The organism is Pseudonocardia oceani (assembly GCF_019263585.2).
GTDB lineage: Bacteria > Actinomycetota > Actinomycetes > Mycobacteriales > Pseudonocardiaceae > Pseudonocardia > Pseudonocardia oceani.
Genome location: NZ_JADQDF010000001.1, coordinates 1,911,034 through 1,930,706 on the forward strand (window position 1 = coordinate 1,911,034; position 19,673 = coordinate 1,930,706).

Annotated in this window: 19 protein-coding genes; 7 read left to right on the forward strand and 12 right to left on the reverse strand. The window is 75.1% G+C overall.

The genetic code is table 11. From position 1 onward, the window contains the following. The first annotated feature begins 12 nt into the window (after nt 1-12). On the forward strand, nt 13-696 hold the full coding sequence (locus tag I4I82_RS09400; protein WP_218589528.1) for a CE1 family esterase: 684 nt from the start codon (nt 13-15) through the stop codon (nt 694-696). A gap of 89 nt (nt 697-785) precedes the next feature. After that, complete coding sequence (locus I4I82_RS09405; RefSeq protein ID WP_225920561.1) at nt 786-1,319, forward strand: dihydrofolate reductase family protein; 534 nt, start codon at nt 786-788, stop codon at nt 1,317-1,319. 20 nt (nt 1,320-1,339) lie between these two features. Here the strand turns inward: I4I82_RS09405 and I4I82_RS09410 are convergent, their stop codons facing one another. The 4 genes from I4I82_RS09410 to I4I82_RS09425 are packed head-to-tail and all read right to left on the reverse strand — an operon-like array spanning nt 1,340 to nt 4,346. After that, complete coding sequence (locus I4I82_RS09410; protein WP_218589526.1) at nt 1,340-1,822, reverse strand: YbaK/EbsC family protein; 483 nt, start codon at nt 1,820-1,822, stop codon at nt 1,340-1,342. After that, nucleotides 1,819-3,195, reverse strand: a complete 1,377-nt coding sequence (locus I4I82_RS09415) for a serine/threonine-protein kinase (RefSeq protein WP_218589525.1) — start codon at nt 3,193-3,195, stop codon at nt 1,819-1,821. Before I4I82_RS09415 ends, I4I82_RS09410 begins: the two co-directional genes overlap by 4 nt. Next, complete coding sequence (locus I4I82_RS09420) at nt 3,195-3,983, reverse strand: exodeoxyribonuclease III (RefSeq protein WP_218589545.1); 789 nt, start codon at nt 3,981-3,983, stop codon at nt 3,195-3,197. The genes I4I82_RS09415 and I4I82_RS09420 overlap by 1 nt, the downstream gene beginning before the upstream one ends. Nucleotides 3,984-4,010: 27 nt before the next feature. Continuing rightward, the gene (locus I4I82_RS09425) at nt 4,011-4,346 is read right to left on the reverse strand and encodes an SH3 domain-containing protein (RefSeq protein ID WP_218589524.1); all 336 of its coding nucleotides are present in this window, start codon (nt 4,344-4,346) and stop codon (nt 4,011-4,013) included. Between the two features lie 98 nt (nt 4,347-4,444). On the opposite strand from I4I82_RS09425, the gene I4I82_RS09430 reads away from it, so the two are divergent. From I4I82_RS09430 to I4I82_RS09445, 4 genes are all read left to right on the forward strand, one after another. Further along, the gene (locus I4I82_RS09430; RefSeq protein WP_218589523.1) at nt 4,445-6,604 is read left to right on the forward strand and encodes an NADP-dependent isocitrate dehydrogenase; all 2,160 of its coding nucleotides are present in this window, start codon (nt 4,445-4,447) and stop codon (nt 6,602-6,604) included. A 156-nt stretch (nt 6,605-6,760) separates the two neighbouring features. Further along, nucleotides 6,761-7,546: an ABC transporter permease gene (locus I4I82_RS09435; RefSeq protein ID WP_226369964.1), complete on the forward strand. Its 786-nt coding sequence runs from the start codon at nt 6,761-6,763 to the stop codon at nt 7,544-7,546. Beyond that, the gene (locus tag I4I82_RS09440; protein WP_226369965.1) at nt 7,539-8,351 is read left to right on the forward strand and encodes an ABC transporter permease; all 813 of its coding nucleotides are present in this window, start codon (nt 7,539-7,541) and stop codon (nt 8,349-8,351) included. Before I4I82_RS09435 ends, I4I82_RS09440 begins: the two co-directional genes overlap by 8 nt. Next, on the forward strand, nt 8,348-9,289 hold the full coding sequence (locus tag I4I82_RS09445; RefSeq protein WP_218589521.1) for an ABC transporter ATP-binding protein: 942 nt from the start codon (nt 8,348-8,350) through the stop codon (nt 9,287-9,289). The genes I4I82_RS09440 and I4I82_RS09445 overlap by 4 nt, the downstream gene beginning before the upstream one ends. A 21-nt stretch (nt 9,290-9,310) precedes the next feature. Here the strand turns inward: I4I82_RS09445 and I4I82_RS09450 are convergent, their stop codons facing one another. From I4I82_RS09450 to I4I82_RS09465, 4 genes are read right to left on the reverse strand one after another with little or no spacing between them, the layout of a single operon-like run. Continuing rightward, nucleotides 9,311-10,642, reverse strand: coding sequence for a DUF2252 domain-containing protein (locus tag I4I82_RS09450; protein WP_218589520.1), 1,332 nt, complete (start codon nt 10,640-10,642; stop codon nt 9,311-9,313). Then, complete coding sequence (locus I4I82_RS09455) at nt 10,639-11,196, reverse strand: carboxymuconolactone decarboxylase family protein (RefSeq protein WP_218589519.1); 558 nt, start codon at nt 11,194-11,196, stop codon at nt 10,639-10,641. Before I4I82_RS09455 ends, I4I82_RS09450 begins: the two co-directional genes overlap by 4 nt. Further along, nucleotides 11,174-11,455, reverse strand: a complete 282-nt coding sequence (locus I4I82_RS09460) for a DUF3017 domain-containing protein (protein WP_226369966.1) — start codon at nt 11,453-11,455, stop codon at nt 11,174-11,176. The genes I4I82_RS09455 and I4I82_RS09460 overlap by 23 nt, the downstream gene beginning before the upstream one ends. 1 nt (nt 11,456) lies before the next feature. Continuing rightward, a complete protein-coding gene (locus I4I82_RS09465) occupies nt 11,457-12,323 on the reverse strand; it encodes a bifunctional methylenetetrahydrofolate dehydrogenase/methenyltetrahydrofolate cyclohydrolase (protein WP_218589518.1) in 867 nt (288 codons plus the stop codon). Between the two features lie 178 nt (nt 12,324-12,501). Between I4I82_RS09465 and I4I82_RS09470 the strand changes: the two genes are divergently transcribed. After that, a complete protein-coding gene (locus tag I4I82_RS09470) occupies nt 12,502-13,131 on the forward strand; it encodes a GPR1/FUN34/YaaH family transporter (protein ID WP_218589517.1) in 630 nt (209 codons plus the stop codon). A gap of 95 nt (nt 13,132-13,226) precedes the next feature. Here the strand turns inward: I4I82_RS09470 and I4I82_RS09475 are convergent, their stop codons facing one another. The 4 genes from I4I82_RS09475 to I4I82_RS09490 form a co-directional block, all read right to left on the reverse strand. Next, nucleotides 13,227-16,589, reverse strand: a complete 3,363-nt coding sequence (locus I4I82_RS09475; protein WP_218589516.1) for an error-prone DNA polymerase — start codon at nt 16,587-16,589, stop codon at nt 13,227-13,229. A 152-nt stretch (nt 16,590-16,741) separates the two neighbouring features. After that, nucleotides 16,742-17,089, reverse strand: coding sequence for a thioredoxin family protein (locus I4I82_RS09480; protein ID WP_218589515.1), 348 nt, complete (start codon nt 17,087-17,089; stop codon nt 16,742-16,744). Further along, on the reverse strand, nt 17,086-17,484 hold the full coding sequence (locus tag I4I82_RS09485; protein WP_218589542.1) for a MerR family transcriptional regulator: 399 nt from the start codon (nt 17,482-17,484) through the stop codon (nt 17,086-17,088). The genes I4I82_RS09480 and I4I82_RS09485 overlap by 4 nt, the downstream gene beginning before the upstream one ends. Nucleotides 17,485-17,854: 370 nt before the next feature. Further along, nucleotides 17,855-19,666: a DNA polymerase Y family protein gene (locus I4I82_RS09490; protein WP_218596469.1), complete on the reverse strand. Its 1,812-nt coding sequence runs from the start codon at nt 19,664-19,666 to the stop codon at nt 17,855-17,857. Nucleotides 19,667-19,673 lie beyond the last annotated feature (7 nt).

The following is a 19,673-nucleotide window of genomic DNA, read 5'->3' on the forward strand; positions in this document are numbered from 1 at the left end:
CCACTGGCGCCGGTGCGACGACGGAGGGTGCGCGCGGCGGTCGTCGCGGCGCTGGTGACGATCCTGGCCGCGGCCTGTTCCCCCGTGACGGTCGGATCGGGGGTGACGATGCTCACTCCGCTGGTCGTCGTGCTGCACGGGCTGGGTGGCTCCGGCGGCGACACGCGGACCTTCGGCTTCGACGAGATCGAGGGCGTCCTCGTCGCGCATCCCGACGGCGTCGAGCGCTCCTGGAACGCCGGGACGTGCTGCGGGAAGGCGCACGAGCAGCGTGTCGACGACGTGGCGCGGCTCGACGCGCTCGTCGCGCGGATGGTGGCCGAGGAGGGCGCCGACCCCGACCGCGTGTATGCCGTCGGCTTCTCCAACGGCGCCATGATGGCCTACGCGTGGGCGTGCGGGTCGCGGACGCCGGCCGGCATCGGGGTCGTCGGGGGCGCGCGGGTGGCGCCGTGCCCGGACCCGGGTCCGGTGGCGGTCGTGGCCGTGCACGGTGACGCCGACCGGTCCGTACCGATCGGCGGAGGCGTGGGGCCGCGCAGCGTCACCCGCCACGACTACCCCTCCTTGGACGAGTCGCTCGCCCCGTTCCCCGACGCCGTGCGGATCGTGCTGCCCGGCGTCGGGCACGAGTGGCGCCCCGGCACCGCCGACGTGCTGTGGCAGCGCCTGCGGACGGCGGTGCGGCAGCCCTGAGCCGCCGGCCCCACGGGTCGCGGCGGGGGCGGCGATGGATTTCGGCCCGCCGGGCGGTCTCACCTCCCATGGGCACCCTCGTCTACGCCATGACCACCTCCCTCGACGGCTACGTGGAGGACCCGACCGGCGGCATCGGCTTCTCCGAGCCCGACGAGGAGGTGCACCGCTTCGCCAACCGGCAGACCCGGGACACGGCGGCGTTCCTGTTCGGCCGCGGCCTCCACGACGTCATGGAGGAGTACTGGACGGCGCCGGAGCGGGCCGACGGGGACGGGGCGGAGGCGGAGTTCGCCCGGGAGTACACGGCGACGCCGCGGATCGTGTTCTCCGACTCGCTGGCCTCGGTCGGGCCCGGGTGCCGCCTGGTGCGCCGCGCCGACGCGGTCGACGAGGTGGTCCGGCTCAAGGCGCGGACCGGCGGCGAGCTGGCCGTCGGCGGCGCCCGCCTGGCGGCGTCGCTGCTCGATCTGGTCGACGAGTTCCGCGTGACCGTCATGCCCGCCGTCACCGGTGGCGGCACGCCCTACCTCCCGCTCGGCACCGCCCTGGCTCTGCGGCTGGTCGAGCAGCGCACCTTCGGCTCCGGCGCCGTGCACCTGCGGTACGCACGGGTCCGCTGACGGCGGTCAGGCCACGTCGATCAGGCCACGTCGGCGGGCTGCCCGCCGGTGACGGCGACGAGCTCGTCGAACGTCGTCGGGAACACCGCGCGGGCCACCCCGCCCGCGGCCCACACCTCGTCGTGGGCGGCCAGCGCGCGGTCGACGAGCGTGCGCAGCGGCGCCGGGTGCCCGACGGGGGCGATGCCGCCGATGACCTGCCCGGTGGCCGCGTGCACGAACTCCGCCGACGCCCGGCGCACCCGGCCCGCGCCGAGCAGGGCCGCCACCTTCCCGGTGTCGACGCGGTGCGCGCCGGAGGTGAGGACGAGCAGCGGCTCGCCGTCGCGGTCGAACACCAGGGAGTTGGCGATCTGCCCGACCTCGACGCCGAGCGCGGCCGCCGCGGACGCGGCCGTGGTGACCGCGTCGGGCAGCACCACCAGGCGGGAGACGCGGGCGGGGTCGGCGCCGCCCGCGAGCAGGGCGGAGGTCACGAGCTCGATGTTGCGGTGCACGGTCATCCCGTCGCGCTCAGGCGGCTGCCGGTGAGCTGGCCGCCGTCGGTGGTGGTCAGGAGGCAGTAGGCGTCGCGGTCCTGGAACGATCCGCTGCCGCTGTCGCGGCGGAACTCCGCCTCCGACGGCACCAGCGCCGTGACCTCCACCCCGTCGCGGTCGGCGAGCAGCCCGGAGTCGAAGCGCATCGCGCACGCCTCGGCGGCGAACTCCGCCAGCCGCGCCGGGTAGGGCAGGTCCTCCTGCGTCGAGAAGGTCTCGACGACGGCGAACGCCTCCGCGGCGTGCGGTGTGTCGCAGTCGACGGTGGCGCTGCTCGCGATCTGCACGCCGGGGTCGGGCCGGACCTGCAGGCAGTAGAGGAACGAGACGTCGTAGAGCGGGACGTCGCCGCCCTCGCCGTAGGTCAGCGTCCGGACGTCGGTGTCGCCGGCCCGGGCCAGTGCGAACCCGCCGGCGAGCCCGCCCACCAGCCCCGCCACGAGCGCCACCGCGAGGGCGACCAGCCACGGCGTCCGGCTCCGCGGGGACGCGGTGAGCGGGGTCGTCGGCACGTCCGCGGGCGGGGGCGCGCCGCCGGGCGAGGCGAGCAGCGCCTCGGCCTGCACCCCGGTCAGCCGGGCCTGCGGGGAGCGCTGCAGCAGCCCGGTGACGACCGCCCCGAGCGGGCCGCGGGTGCGCGCGGTCGGCGGGTCGGCGTGCAGGACCGCCGAGATCGTGGCGGCGGCGGTCTCGCGGTCGAAGGGCCCGCGCCCCTGCAGGGCGTGGAACAGCGTGGCGCCCACCGCCCACAGGTCGGCCGCGGGCGTGGCCGGTCCGCCCTCCAGCCGCTCGGGCGACATGAAGCCCGGCGATCCGATCATCGAGCCCGTCGTGGTCAGCCGCGGGTCCTCGGCGGCCTGCGCGATGCCGAAGTCGGTGAGCTTCACGCGGCCGTCGGCGGCCAGCATGACGTTGCTCGGCTTGACGTCGCGGTGCACGACGCCGCCCTCGTGCGCGACCCGCAGCGCCGCGAGCAGCGCCCGCCCGATCGCGGTGACGGCGCGCTCGTCGAGCGGGCCCGACGCGGCGACGACCTCGGTCAGCGTCCGCGCCTCGATGAGCTCCATGACGATGTGGTCGACCCCGTCGTCGGTGACGACGTCGTGCACGGTGACGATGCCGGGGTCGTTGAGCCGGCCGGCCGTGCGCGCCTCGCGCAGCAGCCGCTCGCGGAACAGCAGGCGCTCCTGCGCGGGCAGCCCGGGCGGCAGGTGCAGCTCCTTGACGGCGACGTGGCGGCCCATCACGCGGTCCTCCGCGCGCCACACGATCCCCATGCCGCCGCGACCGAGCTCGGCCAGGACGACGTAACGGCCGCCGATGACGCGCGTGGGCATCACGGGCCGTACACCACCGTGACCGGCGCGTGGTCCGACCAGCGCTCGGCGTGGCTCGGGGCGCGCTCCACGACCGCCGACCGGGCGCGGTCGGCCAGCCCCGGCGTCGCGACGTGGTGGTCGATGCGCCAGCCGGTGTCGTTGTCGAAGGCGCGGCCGCGGTAGGACCACCACGAGTACGGGCCGTCGACGCCCGGGTGCTGCGCGCGCACGACGTCGACCCAGCCCTCGCCGAACAGCGCCGCCAGCCACTCCCGCTCGTGGGGCAGGAACCCGCAGTTCTTCACGTTGCCGCGCCAGTTGCGGATGTCGGCCTGCTCCGGGGCGATGTTCCAGTCGCCGCACACGAGCACCTCGCGGTCCTCGGCGGCGGCCTTGGCCCGGCGCAGCGCGAGGTAGGGGGCGAACCGGGCGAGGAACCGGTCCTTCTCGTCCTGCTTGGGCGTGCCGACGGTGCCGTTGGGCAGGTACAGCGACGCCACCGTGACACCGGGCAGGTCGACCTCGAGGTAGCGGCCCGATCCGGCGAACTCGTCGTCGTCGATGCCGGTGCGGGCGGCCCCGGGCTCCGCGCGGGTGAGGATCGCGACCCCGCTGCGCCCCTTCACCTCCGAGGGGGCGTGCCGGGCGTGCCAGCCGTCGAACAGCCCGGCCGGGACCTCCTCGGGCTGCGCGCGCGTCTCCTGCAGGCAGACGACGTCGGCGGGGGTGGTGGCCAGCCAGGCGGCGAGCCCCTTCCCCGCGGCGGCGCGGATGCCGTTGACGTTGACGGAGCTGACGACGAGCACGTCGTGAGACTGCCCCATCGGCCTCGCTCAGCGGCAGTCGGTACCGGGCACGGGGGTCAGGTAGACGTCGGCCACGAAGCGGCCGTCCTCCAGCTCGCGGAAGCCGTCGGTGACGTTCGTCGTGCCGTCGACGAGGACGCCGCGCGCCAGCGTGCCCAGCAGCTCGGACTGCTCCGCGGGCCCGGCGCGCACGTTGAGCTGGTCGGTGGTGACCTCCAGCTGGCAGCCGGTGGACCCGTCGGCGCCCGCCTCGCCGGTGCCGCGGTCGAACAGCGCCACCACCGTGAGGACGACGCCGAGGATCACGACGAAGGTCCAGCTGCGGTACAGCGCCATGTCGGGGCGCTTGAGGGTCAGCGGCACGGAGGCAACGGTAGCCGTCCCCTCCACATCAGGACAGACGTACGGGATAGCGTGTCGGGGACCCCGCGAACACGGACACCGAGGCAGGCGCGCAGACGATGAAGGTCATCTACACCTACACGGACGAGGCCCCGGCGCTGGCGACGCACTCGTTGCTCCCGGTGGTCGAGGCGTTCCTGGGCAAGGCGGGGGTCGACGTCGAGACCCGCGACATCTCCCTGGCCGCCCGCATCCTGGCCGCGTTCGGGCTCGTCCCGGACGCGCTCGCCGAGCTGGGCGAGCTGGCGAAGACGCCCGAGGCCAACATCATCAAGCTGCCCAACGTCAGCGCGTCGATCCCGCAGCTCAAGGCCGCGATCGTCGAGCTGCAGAAGGCCGGTTTCGACGTCCCCGACTACCCGCACGAGGCCTACGACGCCGTCAAGGGGAGCGCGGTCAACCCCGTGCTGCGCGAGGGCAACTCCGACCGCCGCGCCCCCGCGTCGGTCAAGCGGTTCGCGCAGGCGCACCCGCACTCGATGGGCGCGTGGTCGGCCGACTCGGCGTCGCACGTCGTCACGATGGAGGACGGCGACTTCCGCCACTCCGAGCGCTCGGTCACCCTCGGCGCCGACGACGTCCTGCGCATCGAGCACGTCGCCGCCGACGGCGCCGTCACGGTGCTCAAGGAGTCGCTGCCGGTCGTCGCGGGCGAGATCGTCGACGCCGCCGTGATGCGCCGCGAGGCCCTCGACGCGTTCCTCGCCGCCCAGGTGGCCGACGCCCGCGAGCGCGGTGTCCTGTTCTCGGTGCACCTCAAGGCCACGATGATGAAGGTGTCGGACCCGATCCTGTTCGGGCACGCCGTCACCGCCTACTTCGCCGACGTGTTCGCGCAGTACGGCGACGACCTCGCCTCCGTCGGCGCCAACCCCAACGACGGCCTCGCCAGCGTGCTCACCGCGCTGGAGAAGCTGCCCGCCGACAAGCGCGAGGCCATCGAGAAGGCCATCACGGCCACCTACGAGTCCGGCCCGCCGGTCGCGATGGTCGACTCCGACCGCGGCATCACCAACCTGCACGTGCCCAGCGACGTCATCATCGACGCCTCGATGCCCGCCGCGATCCGCACGTCCGGGCAGATGTGGAACGCCGCGGGCGAGCTCCAGGACACCAAGTACGTCATCCCGGACTCCTCCTACGCCGCGCTGTACGCCGAGACCGTCGCGTTCTGCCGCGAGCACGGCGCGTTCGACCCGACCACGATGGGCACCACGCCCAACGTCGGGCTCATGGCGCAGAAGGCCGAGGAGTACGGCAGCCACGACAAGACGTTCGAGATCCCGGCGGCGGGCACCGTCCGGGTCGTCGACGGCGCCGGCACCGCGCTGCTCGAGCACGAGGTCGCCGAGGGCGACATCTGGCGCGCCTGCCAGACCAAGGACGCCCCGATCCGCAACTGGGTCGAGCTGGCCGTCTCCCGCGCCCGCGCCACCGGGGCGCCCGCCGTGTTCTGGCTCGACGAGACCCGCGGCCACGACGCCGAGGTGCTGCGGAAGGTCCGGGCGCAGCTCGACGAGCTCGACACCGACGGCCTCACCATCGAGGTCCTCGACGTCGCCGCGGCCACCCGCTACACGCTCGACCGGGCCAGGCGCGGCGAGGACACGATCTCGGTCACCGGCAACGTGCTGCGCGACTACCTCACCGACCTGTTCCCGATCCTGGAGCTGGGCACCAGCGCCAAGATGCTCTCGATCGTCCCGCTGATGAACGGCGGCGGCCTGTTCGAGACCGGCGCGGGCGGCTCGGCGCCCAAGCACGTGCAGCAGCTCGTCAAGGAGAACCACCTGCGGTGGGACTCCCTGGGCGAGTTCCTCGCGCTGGCCGTGTCGCTGGAGTTCCTGGGCGACAAGACCGACAACCCGCGCGCGGCGCTGCTGGGCCGGGCGCTGGACGACGCCACCGGCACGCTGCTCGAGGAGGGCCGCTCGCCCTCGCGCAAGGTCGGCGAGCTCGACAACCGCGGCAGCCACTTCTACCTGGCGCTGTACTGGGCGCAGGCGCTCGCGGCGCAGACCGAGGACGCCGAGCTGGCCGGCCTGTTCACCGACCTGGCCGCCCGCCTGGCCGCCGACGAGGAGACGATCGTCGGCGAGCTGAACGCGGTGCAGGGCCAGCCGGTCGACCTGGGCGGGTACTACCACGTCGACAAGGCCAAGGCCGACGCCGTCATGCGGCCGAGCGCCACGTTCACGGCGGCGCTGACGGAGTTCTGACCGGCGAGTTCGCCCCACCCCCCGGCGAGTTCGCCGCCCGAGCCCGCTGTCCTTGCCGATCGCGAACGACATTCGCGTACGCGATCGGCCATGACGGCGGGCGTCGGCGGCAGACTCGCCGGAACTCGGTTGCTGCCCGCCGTAACGTGGACAGACGTGCTCGCGCCGTACCCGCAGCTCGTCGTCGCCGGATTCCGCCGCTACGCCACCTACCGCCAGGCCGCTCTCGCGGGCCTCACCACCAACCTCGTCTTCGGGCTCCTCCGCGCCGCCGTGCTGGTCGCGGTGCTCGCCGAGCGGCCGGTCGTCGCGGGCTACGACGTCGCCGTCGCCGTCACCTACGTCTGGCTCGGGCAGGGCCTGCTCACCGTCGTGATGCTGTGGGGCGACTCCGAGCTGTCCACCCGCGTCCGCACCGGCGACGTCGTCGTCGACCTCGGCCGCCCGTGGGACCTGCAGGCCGCGATGCTGGCCACCGACCTCGGCCGGGCCGGCTTCGCCGTGCTCTCCCGGCTCGTCCCGCCGGTGGCGTTCGGCGCGCTGCTGTTCCCGATCCGCTGGCCCGAGCGGCCCGTCACCTGGGCGCTGTTCGCGGTGGCCGTGCTGCTCGCCGTCGTCGTCAGCTTCGGGGTGCGGTTCCTGCTCAACACCAGCGCGTTCTGGCTGCTCGACGCGCGGGGCGTGCTCGCGGTGTGGGGCGTGGCCGGCGGGGTGCTGTCGGGGATGGTGATCCCGCTGGTCTGGTTCCCGCCCGCGGCGCAGGCGGCGCTCGCCTGGACCCCCGCCCCGTCGCTGTTCCAGATCCCGATCGACGTGTTCACCGAGCGCGGCGACCCGGTCGGGGCGCTGGCCGCGCAGGCCGGGTGGGCGGTGCTGCTGCTGGCCGTCGGGCGGCTCGTGCTGCGGCGGGGGTCGGCGCGGCTGGTGGTGCAGGGTGGCTGACCGCGCAACGCCCGGCAGCGTGTACCGGCGCATCGTCGGCTCCCGCATCCGCAGCCAGCTGTCCTACCGCGCCTCCTTCGCCCTCGACGTCGTGGCGCAGACGATCGGGCAGAGCATCGAGCTGGTGGCCGTCCTCGTCGTGTTCACGCAGGTCGACGCGCTGGGCGGGTTCGCCCGGCACGAGGTGCTGGTGATGTACGGGATCGCGGCGACGGCGTTCGGGCTCGCCGACCTCGCCGTCGGGCAGGTCGAGGAGCTCGCGAACCACATCCGCACCGGCGAGCTCGACGTGCTGCTGTTGCGCCCGCTCGGCACGCTGGCGCAGATCCTCTCCGCCGACGTGGCGCTCAAGCGGCTGGGCCGGGTCGCCGCCGGGCTCGTCGTCCTGCTCCACGCCCTCGCGACGGCCGGGATCGACTGGACACCGGTGCGGGTGCTGCTGGCCGCCACCGCGCCGCTCGTCGGCGCCGTGATCTTCGGCGCGATCTGGGTCGGGGCCAACACCGTGTCCTTCTGGGTCGTCGACGGCCGCGAGTTCTCCAACTCCGTCACCTACGGCTCGAGCTTCTCCACCTCCTACCCCGCCACGGTCTACGGGCCCTGGGTCCGCCGCGTCCTGTGCTTCGCCGTGCCGAGCGCGTTCGTCGCCTACTTCCCGGCGCTGGCCCTGCTCGGCCGGACCGACCCGCTCGGCCTCCCGGCGGCGCTGCAGTACTGCGGGCCCCCGGTCGCCGCGCTCACCGTTGCCGCCGCCGCACTCGTCTGGCGGGCCGGGGTCCGCCGCTACCAGGGAACGGGATCATGATCATCTCCACCGACGGGCTCGGCCGCGACTTCCTCGTCGGGAGCCGGCTGCGCCGCACCCGGGTCACCGCCGTCGCCGACGTGACGCTCGACGTCGCCCGCGGCGAGGCCGTCGGCTTCCTCGGGCCCAACGGCGCCGGCAAGTCGACGACGATCAAGATGCTGACGGGCGTGCTCGTGCCCAGCGCGGGCACCGCGCGGGTCTGCGGGCTCGACCCCGTGCGCGAGCGCAGGGCGCTGGCCCGGCGCATCGGCGTGGTGTTCGGGCAGCGCAGCCAGCTGTGGTGGGACCTGCCCCTGGCCGAGAGCTTCGCGCTGCACGGCGCGATCCACCGCGTGCCGCCCGCGCGGCACCGGGAGCGCCTCGAGGAGTGCGTCGAGCTGCTGGACATGGCCGCGTTCCTCGCCACGCCGGTCCGCCAGCTGTCGCTGGGCCAGCGGATGCGCGGCGAGGTCACCGCCGCCCTGCTGCACTCCCCCGAGCTGCTCGTCCTCGACGAGCCGACGATCGGGCTCGACCTCGCCAGCAAGGAGCGGCTGCGCACGTTCCTCTCCGCGGTCAATGCGCGCGGCGACGTGACGCTGCTGCTCACCACCCACGACCTGCCCGACGTCGAGCGGCTGTGCCGGCGCGTCGTCGTCATCGACCGGGGGCGCGTGCTCGTCGACGACGACCTCGCGACGCTGCGGCGGCGCTTCGCGGGCCACCGCACGCTCGTCGTCGAGCTGGTGGCGCCGGCGGGCCCGCTGCACGGCCTGGCCGGGGTCGTCGACGTCGCCGTGGAGGCGCAGGGGCTGCGCCAGCGCCTGGAGTTCACCGGCGCCACGACCGCCGCGGCGCTGATCGCCGACGTCGCCCGGCGCGTCGAGATCCGCGACGTCTCCGTGGACGAGCCGTCGATCGAGGACCTGGTGCGGACGCTGTACGCCGGGTCCTGACCGGCCGCGCCGCGGTCCCGTTCAGCTGACCGACTTCCCCTCCAGCGTCGCCGAGGCCGCGACCCCGGGGATCGCGCCGCCGCGGAAGGCCTCGACGAACAGGGCGTGGTCCTCCCGGACACGGGCGGAGTAGGAGTGGGCGAAGTCGACGACCCAGTCGGCGAACTCCTCCTCCTTCCCGTCGACGACCGCGAGGATCGCGTCCTCGGTCTGGAACGGGACGAGCGTGTGGTCGGCGTCGGAGTCGGCGACGCAGTGCACCTTCGCCGTCGCCCGGCCCAGGTACTCCACGACCGGCGCGATCTCGTCGGGCTCGGTGAGGTTGCTCCAGTCGAGGTCGTTCTCGTAGGGCGAGACCTCGCTGACGACGAACCCGACGCCGTCGAGGTCGGTCCAGCCCAGGAGCCGGTCGGCGTGGGCCTGCAGCGCGCGCTGCGACACCGCGGTGCGGTGGCCGTGGTGCCGGAACGCCGCCGCGATCTCCGGGTCGGTGACCACCCGCGAGGGCGCGGCGACGTTGCCCTGCTTCATCGACACGACGACGTCGTTGTCCAGCGCCTCGTTGGGCCCCTCGATGAGCACCGTGTACGCCGGGAGCCCGGCGCTGCCGATGCCGAACCCGGAGCGGCCCACGACGTCCTTGACGGTGTAGGCGACGCCGCGGAAGCGCTTGGACTCCGGGATCGACTCCAGGTAGCGGGAGAACGCGTCGACGACCTTCGCCCGCTCGTCGTCGTCGAGGCGGCGGACGCCGGGGCCGTCGCGCAGGATCCGGTCGAAGCCCTCGGCCTCGGTGATCCCGTCGAGCAGGTCGACCCGGGTGCGCAGCCGCGCGAGCTGCAGCACCTGGTGGATCGCGCCCTCGGAGGTGCGCAGGTTCAGCGCGAAGCCGCGGTCGTCGTCCTTCGAGACGAACGTCCGGACCTGGTCGACGTAGCCGCGCACGTAGCTGCGCACGAGCGTGGTGATGTCGTCGTCGGAGATCGCCTTGCGCCACCCCATCAGCGCCATGCTCGCCGCGAAGCGCAGGACGTCCCAGGTGAAGTGCCCGACGTAGGCCTCGTCGAAGTCGTTGACGTCGAAGACGAGGACGCCGTCGCCGTCCATGTAGGTGCCGAAGTTCTCGGCGTGCAGGTCGCCCTGGATCCAGACCCGGCTCGTCTTCTCGTCGGCCCACGGGTCGTCCATCTCGGCGACGTCGGCGTAGAAGAGGCAGGCGCTGCCCCGGTAGAACGCGAACGGGTCGGCGGCCATCTTGCGGAACTTGGTGCGGAAGGCGGCCGGGTTCGCCGTCATGAGGTCCTCGAACGCGTCCACCAGCGTGTCGACGATGCGTGCCGATCGGTCGGTCATGCGCCGAACGTAGCCGGTGGGGCCCCGTCCGGGAGCGGCACGCGCAGGACGCGCATCTGCACGGCGAGCAGCGAGTAGTAGCCGACCAGCGTGGTCAGCTCGACGGCGCCGGCCTCGCCCAGCGCCGCGACGGTGCGCGCCCACGCGTCGTCGGTGAGGTCGCCGGTCCGCAGCAGCTCGTCGACGGCGTCGACGGCCACCTGCTCGGCGTGCGGGTCGAGCCCCTCCAGCGCCGCCACGAGCGGGGCGTGCGCGTGCCACTCGTAGGCGCTGCGGTGGTGCGCGGCCACGGCCAGGACCGCCCGCTCGCGCACCCGGTCGGGCAGCACGCCGTCGTAGCGCAGCGCCGCGCCCAGGGCCGCCAGCGCCGTGCCGGTGCGGGGCGCGCGCAGCATGGCGTCGAACGGGCCGTGCAGGGAGCCGTCGACGGCCGTCTCGACGCGCCCGGCCGGGGTCGCCAGCCGGTCGCGCAGCGCGCGCTGCTCCTCGTCGAGGTCGCCGGGGCGCAGCGCGGGCAGGCGCCGCGCCGGCTCAGGCGAGGGTGAGCTGGCCACGGGTGATGGTGACGGCGAGCAGTACCATGACGATGCCCGGCACGACGTAGCAGACGACGTCGAGCACGCGGCTGCGGATCGCGAGCAGCCCGGCCTGCTCGGGCGGCAGCGCCACCCGCAGCACGGCCGCGACGAGCAGCGCGCCGCCGAGCAGCACCCCGCCCTGGCGCCAGTGCTCCATCAGCACGCGGACCATGCCCGCGGCCGCGATCAGCAGCACGAGGGCGGTGGGGGCCCATACCGGCAGCCGGGTGCGCACGTCAGCCCTGCGCAGCCTTCTCGACGGCCTTCTCGGCGGACTCGACCACGTTGGTCAGCAGCATGCCGCGCGTCATCGGGCCGACGCCGCCGGGCATCGGCGCGAGCTTCCCGGCGACCTCGGCGACCTCGGGGGCGACGTCACCGACGAGCCCGAGCTCGGTGCGCGAGACGCCCACGTCCAGGACGGTGGCGCCCGGCGCGACCATGTCGGCGGTGATCAGGCCGCGCACGCCGGCCGCGGCGACGACGACGTCGGCGCGGCGCACCTCGGCAGCCAGGTCGCGGGTGCCCGTGTGGCACAGCGTGACGGTGGCGTTCTCCGCGCGGCGGGTGAGCAGCAGGCCGAGCGGGCGCCCGACCGTGACCCCGCGCCCGACGACCGTGACGCGCTTGCCCGCCAGCTCCACGCCGTAGCGCGCGCACAGCTCGACGATGCCGCGCGGCGTGCACGGCAGCGGGCCGGGCTCGCCGAGCACGAGGCGCCCGAGGTTCGTGGGGTGCAGCCCGTCGGCGTCCTTGTTCGGGTCCACCCGCTCCAGCGCCGCCCCGGAGTCGAGGCCGCGGGGCAGGGGCAGCTGCACGATGAAGCCGGTGCAGGTGGGGTCGGCGTTCAGCTCGTCGATGACGGCCTCCACCTGAGCCTGCGTGGCGTCGGCCGGCAGCTCGCGCTGGAGCGAGGTGATGCCCACGCGGCGGCAGTCGCGGTGCTTGCCCCGGACGTAGGAGTGCGAGCCCGGGTCGTCACCCACGAGGACCGTGCCGAGCCCCGGCGTCGCACCCGCGGCCGTGAGCTTCTCGACCCGGCCGGACAGCTCCTCCAGGATCGCGTCCAACGTGGCCCTGCCGTCCATCACCGTCGCCGTCACGCCCGCCATCCTTCCAGACGGGCCGGCGCCCTGATCTCGGTGCGGTCACGGTGTCTCATTCCGGTACAGGTAGACCTTCTGGCCTATCGGACAGGTGTGTAATCCGTGTGACGACGCGCACAATCGGCGCCGTGACCGGCAACGATGCCGGGATCCCACCGACGAGAGGCTTTGGTCAATGAGTGTGGAGAGCGACGTCCAGTCCGGCGCGCACGCGGCCGCGGCACCCGCCCCGGCAGCCCCCGCAGGCAACCCGGCGCTGCTGGGTCTGGCCACGTTCCTGCCCGGCGCCCTGTCCCTCGGCCTCTGGCTGGTCGGCTACCTGCCGGCCGGCGACGTCGGCGGCATCATCCCGGCGCTGGTGTTCTCCAACGGCCTGTTCCTGATGATCTCCTGCATCTGGGCGGCCCGGCTCGGCGCGAGCGCCGTGTCCGCGATCTTCGGCACCTTCTCGGCGTTCTGGTTCAGCCTCGGCGTGCTGCTGGCCGGCGTCACCAACGGCTGGTTCGCGCTCACCGCGACCAGCACCCCCCTGCCCACCTACCTCCTCGCGTGGCTGATCGTCTTCGTGGCGCTCACGCTGTCCACGCTGCGCCTGCCGCTGGCCTTCAGCGCGGGCTTCCTCTTCGTCTCGATCGCGGTGGCGCTCGTGCTGGCCAACGCCCTCACCGGCTCCGCGATCTTCAACACCCTGGCCGGCATCTCGGTCTTCGTGTTCTGCGCGATCTTCGCCTACATCTGGGTCGACGGGATGGGCCAGGAGCTCGGCGGCAAGGCGATGTCGATGGGCAACCCCATCCAGCGCTGACGCACCGCACGCTCCACGCGCAGGCCCCGCCGCACCCCCGCGGCGGGGCCTGCGCCGTGTCCGGGGCCGTGTCGGGGGCCTGCGTCCGGGCCCGCTCAGCGGAAGTCGCGGCTCTTCACCGCCACCGCCAGGTCCAGGCGCTGCAGCCGGTCGGCCACGAGGTTGAGCACCCCCTCCTCGCTGCGCTCCAACCGCCCGCGCACCAGCAGCGCCGCGCTGCCGACGGCCACCGTGCGGTAGCGCGCCCACAGCCCCTCCGAGCAGGTGACGTTGAGCATGCCGCTCTCGTCCTCCAGGTTGAGGAACGTGACGCCCTTCGCGGTGGCCGGGCGCTGCCGGTGCGTGACGACCCCGCCGACGAGCACGCGCGGCGGGCGGCGCTCGGGGTCGCTCGGGGCGTCGAGGTCGGCGAGCCGGTCGATCCGCAGCGCGCCGAGGCGGTCGAGGCGCTCGCGCAGGTGCTGCACCGGGTGGCTGTCCGGGGAGACGCCGGTGGCCCAGACGTCGGCGACGGTGAGCTCGACCTCGCTCATCCCGGGCAGCGCGGGCGCGTCGAGCCCCACCGCGGTGCCCGGGAGCTGGTCGGGGCGCACCGACGCCACGACGCCCGCGGCCCACAGCGCGGCGCGGCGGTCGAGCGTCCGGTCCCGCGTGCCGAAGCAGCCGAACGCGCCCGCCGTGGCCAGCGCCTCGGCCTGCGGGGCGGTGAGCCGGACGCGGCGGGAGAGGTCGGCGAGGTCGCGGTAGGGGCCGCGCAGGTCGCGCTCGGCGTCGATCAGCTCGGCCAGGTCGGTGCCGATCCCGCGCACCTCCGCGGTGCCCAGGCGGACCGCGAACCCGCCGGTGCTGAGCGGATCGGGCTCGAGCAGGGCCTCGGCGCGGCCGCGGTTGACGTCCGGGCCGCGGGCGAGCACGCCGTGCCGGCGGGCGTCGGCGACGAGCGACTGCGGCGAGTAGAAGCCCATCGGCTGGGAGTTGAGCAGCGCCGCGCAGAACGCGGCCGGGTGGTGCCGCTTGAACCAGGCGCTGTAGTAGACCAGCGACGCGAAGCTGATCGAGTGGCTCTCCGGGAAGCCGAAGTTGGCGAAGGCCAGCATCTTGGTGAAGATCCCGTCGGCGACCTCGCCGGTGATCCCGTTGGCCGCCATCCCGTCGAAGAACCGGGCGCGCATCTTCTCCATCTTCTCCGTCGAGCGCTTGGAGCCCATCGCGCGGCGGAGCTCGTCGGCGTCGCCCGCGGAGAACCCGGCGACGTCGACGGCCACCTGCATCAGCTGCTCCTGGAACAGCGGCACCCCCAGCGTCTTCTCCAGCGCGTTCTCCAGCAGGGGGTGGTCGTGCTCCCACCGCTCCAGCCCGTTGCGGCGGCGGATGTAGGGGTGCACCGAGCCGCCCTGGATCGGGCCGGGGCGGATCAGCGCGATCTCGACGACCAGGTCGTAGAACGTGCGCGGCTTGAGCCGGGGCAGCGTGGCCATCTGCGCGCGGGACTCCACCTGGAACACCCCGACGGAGTCGGCGCGCTGCAGCATCGCGTAGACCTCCGGGTCGGTGGGCTGCAGCCGGTGCAGCTCGACCCGCTCCCCCGTGTGCCCGGCGACGAGGTCGATCATCAGGTGCAGCGCGGTGAGCATGCCCAGCCCGAGCAGGTCGAACTTGACGAGCCCGGCGTAGGCGCAGTCGTCCTTGTCCCACTGGACGACGGTGCGGCCCTCCATCCGCGCCCACTCGACGGGCACCACCTCAGACACCGGCCGGTCGCAGATGACCATGCCGCCGGAGTGGATGCCGAGGTGGCGGGGGAAGCCGAGCAGCTGCCCGGCCAGCTCCCCGACCTGCTCGGGCATCCCCGCGACGAGCGGCGCCGCTGTCCCGATGCCCGCTCCGCCTGCGCTCCGCGGGGCCCATCCCTCGATCCGCTTGCTCCACGCGTCCTGCTGGCCGGGCGAGAACCCCAGCGCGCCCGCCATGTCGCGCACCGCCGACCGCGGCCGGTAGGTGATCACGTTGGCCACCTGGGCGGCGCAGGAGCGCCCGTGCGTGGCGTAGACGTACTGGATCACCTCCTCGCGGCGGCCGGACTCGATGTCGAGGTCGATGTCGGGGTAGCCCTCGCGGGCCGGTGAGAGGAACCGCTCGAACAGCAGGCCCATGGCCACGGCGTCGACGTTCGTGATGCCCAGGGCGTAGCAGACCGCCGAGTTCGCGGCCGAGCCCCGGCCCTGGCAGAGGATGTCGGCGCGGCGGCAGAACTGCACGATGTCGTGGACGATCAGGAAGTAGCCGGAGAAGTTCTTCTCCTCGATGATCGTCAGCTCGCGGTCGACCGTGTCGACCGCGCGGGGGTACTCGGAGTGGCTGCCGTAGCGCTCCGCCACCCCGCGCCGGGTGAGCTGGCGCAGCCAGGAGGACTCGGTCTCCCCCGGGGGCACCGGGAACGGCGGCAGGTCGGGCGCCACCAGCCGGATCGAGAACGCGCACGCGCGCCCGAGCTCCGCCGCGCGGGCCACCGCGCCCGGGTACCGCGGCTCGAACCGGGCCGCCATCTCCGCGCCCGAGCGCAGGTGGGCGGTGCCGGCCGGGGGGAGCCAGCCGTCGATCTCGTCGAGGCTGCGCCGGGAGCGGACCGCCGCCAGCGCCGTGGCCAGCGGGAACCGCTCGCGCGTGGCGTAGTGGGCGGCCGTCGAGGCGATCACGGGCAGGCCGGCGCCCGCGGCGAGGGCGGCCAGCGCGTCGTTGCGCCCGCTGTCGGTGGGCAGGCCCTGGTGGGTGAGCTCGACGGCCACGTGGTCGGCCCCGAACATCTCGACGAGCCGGCGCAGCTCCTTCTCCGGGTCGCCCCCGGTGTCGAGCGCGCGGCGCACCGACCCCTTCCGGCAGCCGGTCAGCGCCAGCACCTTCCCCGCGGTGTCGGCGACGACCTCGTCGAGGTCGTACACCGGGCGCCCCTTCTCCCGCCCGCGCAGCTGCGCGGCGCTGACGGTGCGGCACAGCGCGCGGTAGCCGTCGGGGCCCAGCGCGAGCAGCAGCAGGTGCCCGCCCTCGGGGTCGGCCACGCCGTTCTGCGGGGCGGACAGGCCCAGGCTCAGCTCCGTGCCGAACACCGTGGCGACGCCCACCTCGGCCGCGGCCTCGGCGAAGCGCACCACGCCGTACATGCCGTCGTGGTCGGTGAGGGCGAGCGCGTCGAGACCGAGGCGCGCCGCCTGCTCGACCAGCTCCTCGGGGTGGCTCGCGCCGTCGAGGAAGCTGAAGTTGGAGTGGCAGTGCAGCTCGGCGAACGGGACGTGCTCCTGCGGGCGCTCCAGGTCGGGCGACTCGTAGGGCCCGCGCCTGCGCGACCAGGCCGGGCCGTCGCCGCCGTCGGGCGGCTCCCCGGTGAGGCGGCCGGCGCTCGCGCGCCCGGACAGCACCGCCTCCAGCTCCGACCACGGGACGTCGGGGTTGCTCCACGCCATCGGTCCAGTCGAACACACGTTCGACGTGGACTCAACGGTGAGCCGGTCACACCCCCGCGAGTTCTCCTCCCACCCCGGCGAGTTCGCCTGCAGCCCCGGCGAGTTGTCCGATCCCGCCCGGCGAGTTCGCCGCCCGCGCCCGGCGGGTCGTCCTACCGCGCCGGCGCACGTGTCGGGGTCGGGGCCGGGAGGTGCGGCTCGACCGCCCGCAGCAGGGCCGCCTTCGGCCGGGCGCCGACGACCTGCGCCACCACCCGCCCGCCGACGTAGAGGCTCAGCGTCGGCATGCCCATCACGCCGGCGGCGCGGGCGGTCAGCGGGTTCGCGTCGACATCGAGCCGGGCGACGACGAGCCGCCCCTCCTGCTCCGCGGCGATCTCGCGCAGCACCGGCTCGATCATCCGGCACGGCGGGCACCAGTCGGCGGTGAAGTCGAGCAGGACGGGCAGCTCGGCGGCCAGCACGAGCGCGTCGAAGGTGGCGTCGGTGACGGTGATCAAGGTTCCTCCGGGGGATCGAGGTCGCAGCGCGGCGCGGGCGCGCGGGCGAGCAGGGCGGCGTGCAGCTGGTCCTGCAGCTCGGTGCGGACGCCGTGCAGCCGCGCCAGCCAGGCGTCGACCTCGGCGAGCTTGGCCCGGTACACCGCGATCGAGTCCGGGCAGCCCCCGCCGACGGCGTTCCCGGCGCGCAGGCACTCGACGAAGGGACGGGTCTCCTCGAGCGCGAACCCCAGCGCCACCAGCGACCGGATCTCGACGACGGCGCGCTCGTCGGCGTCGTCGTAGTCGCGGTAGCCGTGGGTGTCGCGCCGCGCGGGCAGCAGCCCGAGCGACTCGTAGTGCCGCAGCGTCCGCGTGCTCACGCCGACCCGCCGTCCCAGCTCCCCGATCCGCACACCGGTGACGCTAGAGGTGCACGTCGACGTCAACGCAAGGGTTCCGCGCGAGGTGGTCCTGCGCCCAGGCGGCGAGCGTGGTGGGCGTGGTCGTGGTGGCGTCGCGGGCTGCTCGGGCACGAACCCGTCGCGCATCCCGGTGGACATGGCGCCGAGGCGGGCGTGGTCGGCGACCGGTTCGTCGCCGGTGCCCGAGGGCTGCACCCGGTGCAGGGCGTCGACGCCGGCGGTGGCCGCGACGACCGCGTCGGCGCCGCGGAGGTCGACCACGGCGACGTCGACGTGCGGGCGCAGCGCCGGGTCGAGCCGCGCGGGGTCGCGGGCCCACGGTGCCGGGCATCCCTGACACCCCCGGTCAGGGACGGAGGCTTCAGTCGTAGACGCCGACGACCGACCACCTCCCGCCGCGGTGGGCCAGCAGCAGCGCCGTGCCGTCGTCGAGGGCGACCTGCATCCGGCTCACCGGCTCCGCGCCCGTCCACCACCGCTGCTCCAGCGGCCACGGCCCGGCCCACCCCAGCACCTCCCGGGCCGGGCCGCCGTGGACGGCCACCCGGTGCGGCGCGGCGGTGAGCCGGTCGGGCTCGGCCAGCCCGACCGGCGTCCCCGCGGCGTCGACCGGGGCCGCCGGGAGCGGCGGGGCGGGCACCGTGGCCGGCGAGGGCGCGGGCACCCGCCCCGGCCACGACGGCGGCGGCTCGGACACCGCGGGCCGCCCCATCGGCGCCGACCGCGTGATCGCACGTCGCCGCGCGTTGGTGGGGCGGGGGTTCCCGGCCCCGGCGCGGCCGGCGGCGCTCACCCGCCCGGTGGCGCGCAGGACGTCGTCGGGCCAGCCGGCGGGGGCGCGGTGGGGACCGCCGTCGGCCCCCCACGACCACGCCCCCGGATCCCGCTCCACCACGGGCACCGGCTCCGGCTCGGTCGCCTCCGGCCGCGGGCGGCGCGCGGGCCGCCGGGTGCCGGTCGTGCGCGGCTCCCGCTCGTCACCCCAGGGCACCAGCCGGACCTGCTCGCCCGGGTCGCGCCCGCCCGTCAGCACCGCGGTGACCACGGCGTCGGGCCCGAGCAGGGCCTGCACCCGGACCATCGCCCGCCCGGCCCGGGCGTCGGCCTCCCCGACCTCGCCCCACAGCCCGAGCTGCAGCGCCCCGGCCGTGACCGTCTCCTCCGGCGTGAGCCGCAGCCACCCCACCGCCCCCGCGCCGCCGCGCGCGAGCCAGGCGTCGAGCTGCCAGCGGACGCGGTCGACGGTGCCGGCGGGGGTGAGCGGCTCGGCGCACCGCCAGATCCGGTGCAGCTCCCTCCCCGCCTCCCCGCCGGCCGGCACGGTGCGGGCCGCGATGCCCAGCCGCGTGCAGGACAGCCCGTGCCCGGCCAGCGCGGCGTGCAGCCGCTCGGCCAGGCCGCGGGCGGCGAACGCGGCGGCGTCGACGCGGTCGACCGGCGGGTCCAGCTCGATCTCGACGGCCAGCTCCTCGGGCGGGCGGCGGCGCAGCGGCGGGCGCGGGTCGAGCCCCCGGGCGAGCCGGTGCGCGAGCACCGCGTCGGCCCCGAACCGGGAGGCGACGTCCTCCGGGTCGAGCTTCCCGAACGACCCGAGGCTGCGCAGGCCGAGGCGGCGCAGGAGGTCGACGAGGTCGGTGCGGCCGGCGTCGGGCTCCCGGTCGAGCTCCTCGACGCCGAGCGGGGCGAGGAACGCCGGTGTGTCGCCCGCCCCGACGGCCAGCCCGCGCCGGGCGGCGAGCACCGCGGCGAACAGCCCGTCGGCCACCCCGACCTGGCACTCGACACCGGTGCGGGCCGCCACCTGGTCGACGAGCCGCTCCGCCGCGGCCTGCTCCCCGCCGAACCAGCCGACCGGGCCCTGCGCGGGCAGCGCCAGCAGCCCCGGCCGGACGATCTCGACGCCCGGCGCCAGCTCCTCCACCGCGACGACGACCGGCTCGAACGCCCGCGCGTCGCGGTCGGCGTCGCGGGCGAGGACCACCAGGTCGGGGCAGCGCGCCTGCGCCTCCCGGCGGCGCAGCCCGCGCCGGACCCCGTGCGCGCGGGCCACCGCCGAGCAGGCCAGCACCCGGTTGGCCACCACCACCGCCGCGGGCCGGTGCGGCGCCACCCCCTCGGCCCGGGCCGCCGCGGTGACCGGCCAGTCGGGCGACCACAGCGCCAGCACCCGCATCGGCGCC

Coding starts and splice junctions, on each gene's coding strand:
- I4I82_RS09450 (WP_218589520.1), bottom strand. CDS start 10,642: ATGACCGACCGATCGGCACGCATCGTCGACACGCTGGTGGACGCGTTC.
- I4I82_RS09475 (WP_218589516.1), bottom strand. CDS start 16,589: ATGGCGTGGAGCAACCCCGACGTCCCGTGGTCGGAGCTGGAGGCGGTG.
- I4I82_RS09410 (WP_218589526.1), bottom strand. CDS start 1,822: ATGACCGTGCACCGCAACATCGAGCTCGTGACCTCCGCCCTGCTCGCG.
- I4I82_RS09445 (WP_218589521.1), top strand. CDS start 8,348: ATGATCATCTCCACCGACGGGCTCGGCCGCGACTTCCTCGTCGGGAGC.
- I4I82_RS09415 (WP_218589525.1), bottom strand. CDS start 3,195: ATGCCCACGCGCGTCATCGGCGGCCGTTACGTCGTCCTGGCCGAGCTC.
- I4I82_RS09490 (WP_218596469.1), bottom strand. CDS start 19,666: ATGCGGGTGCTGGCGCTGTGGTCGCCCGACTGGCCGGTCACCGCGGCG.
- I4I82_RS09430 (WP_218589523.1), top strand. CDS start 4,445: ATGAAGGTCATCTACACCTACACGGACGAGGCCCCGGCGCTGGCGACG.
- I4I82_RS09470 (WP_218589517.1), top strand. CDS start 12,502: ATGAGTGTGGAGAGCGACGTCCAGTCCGGCGCGCACGCGGCCGCGGCA.
- I4I82_RS09405 (WP_225920561.1), top strand. CDS start 786: ATGACCACCTCCCTCGACGGCTACGTGGAGGACCCGACCGGCGGCATC.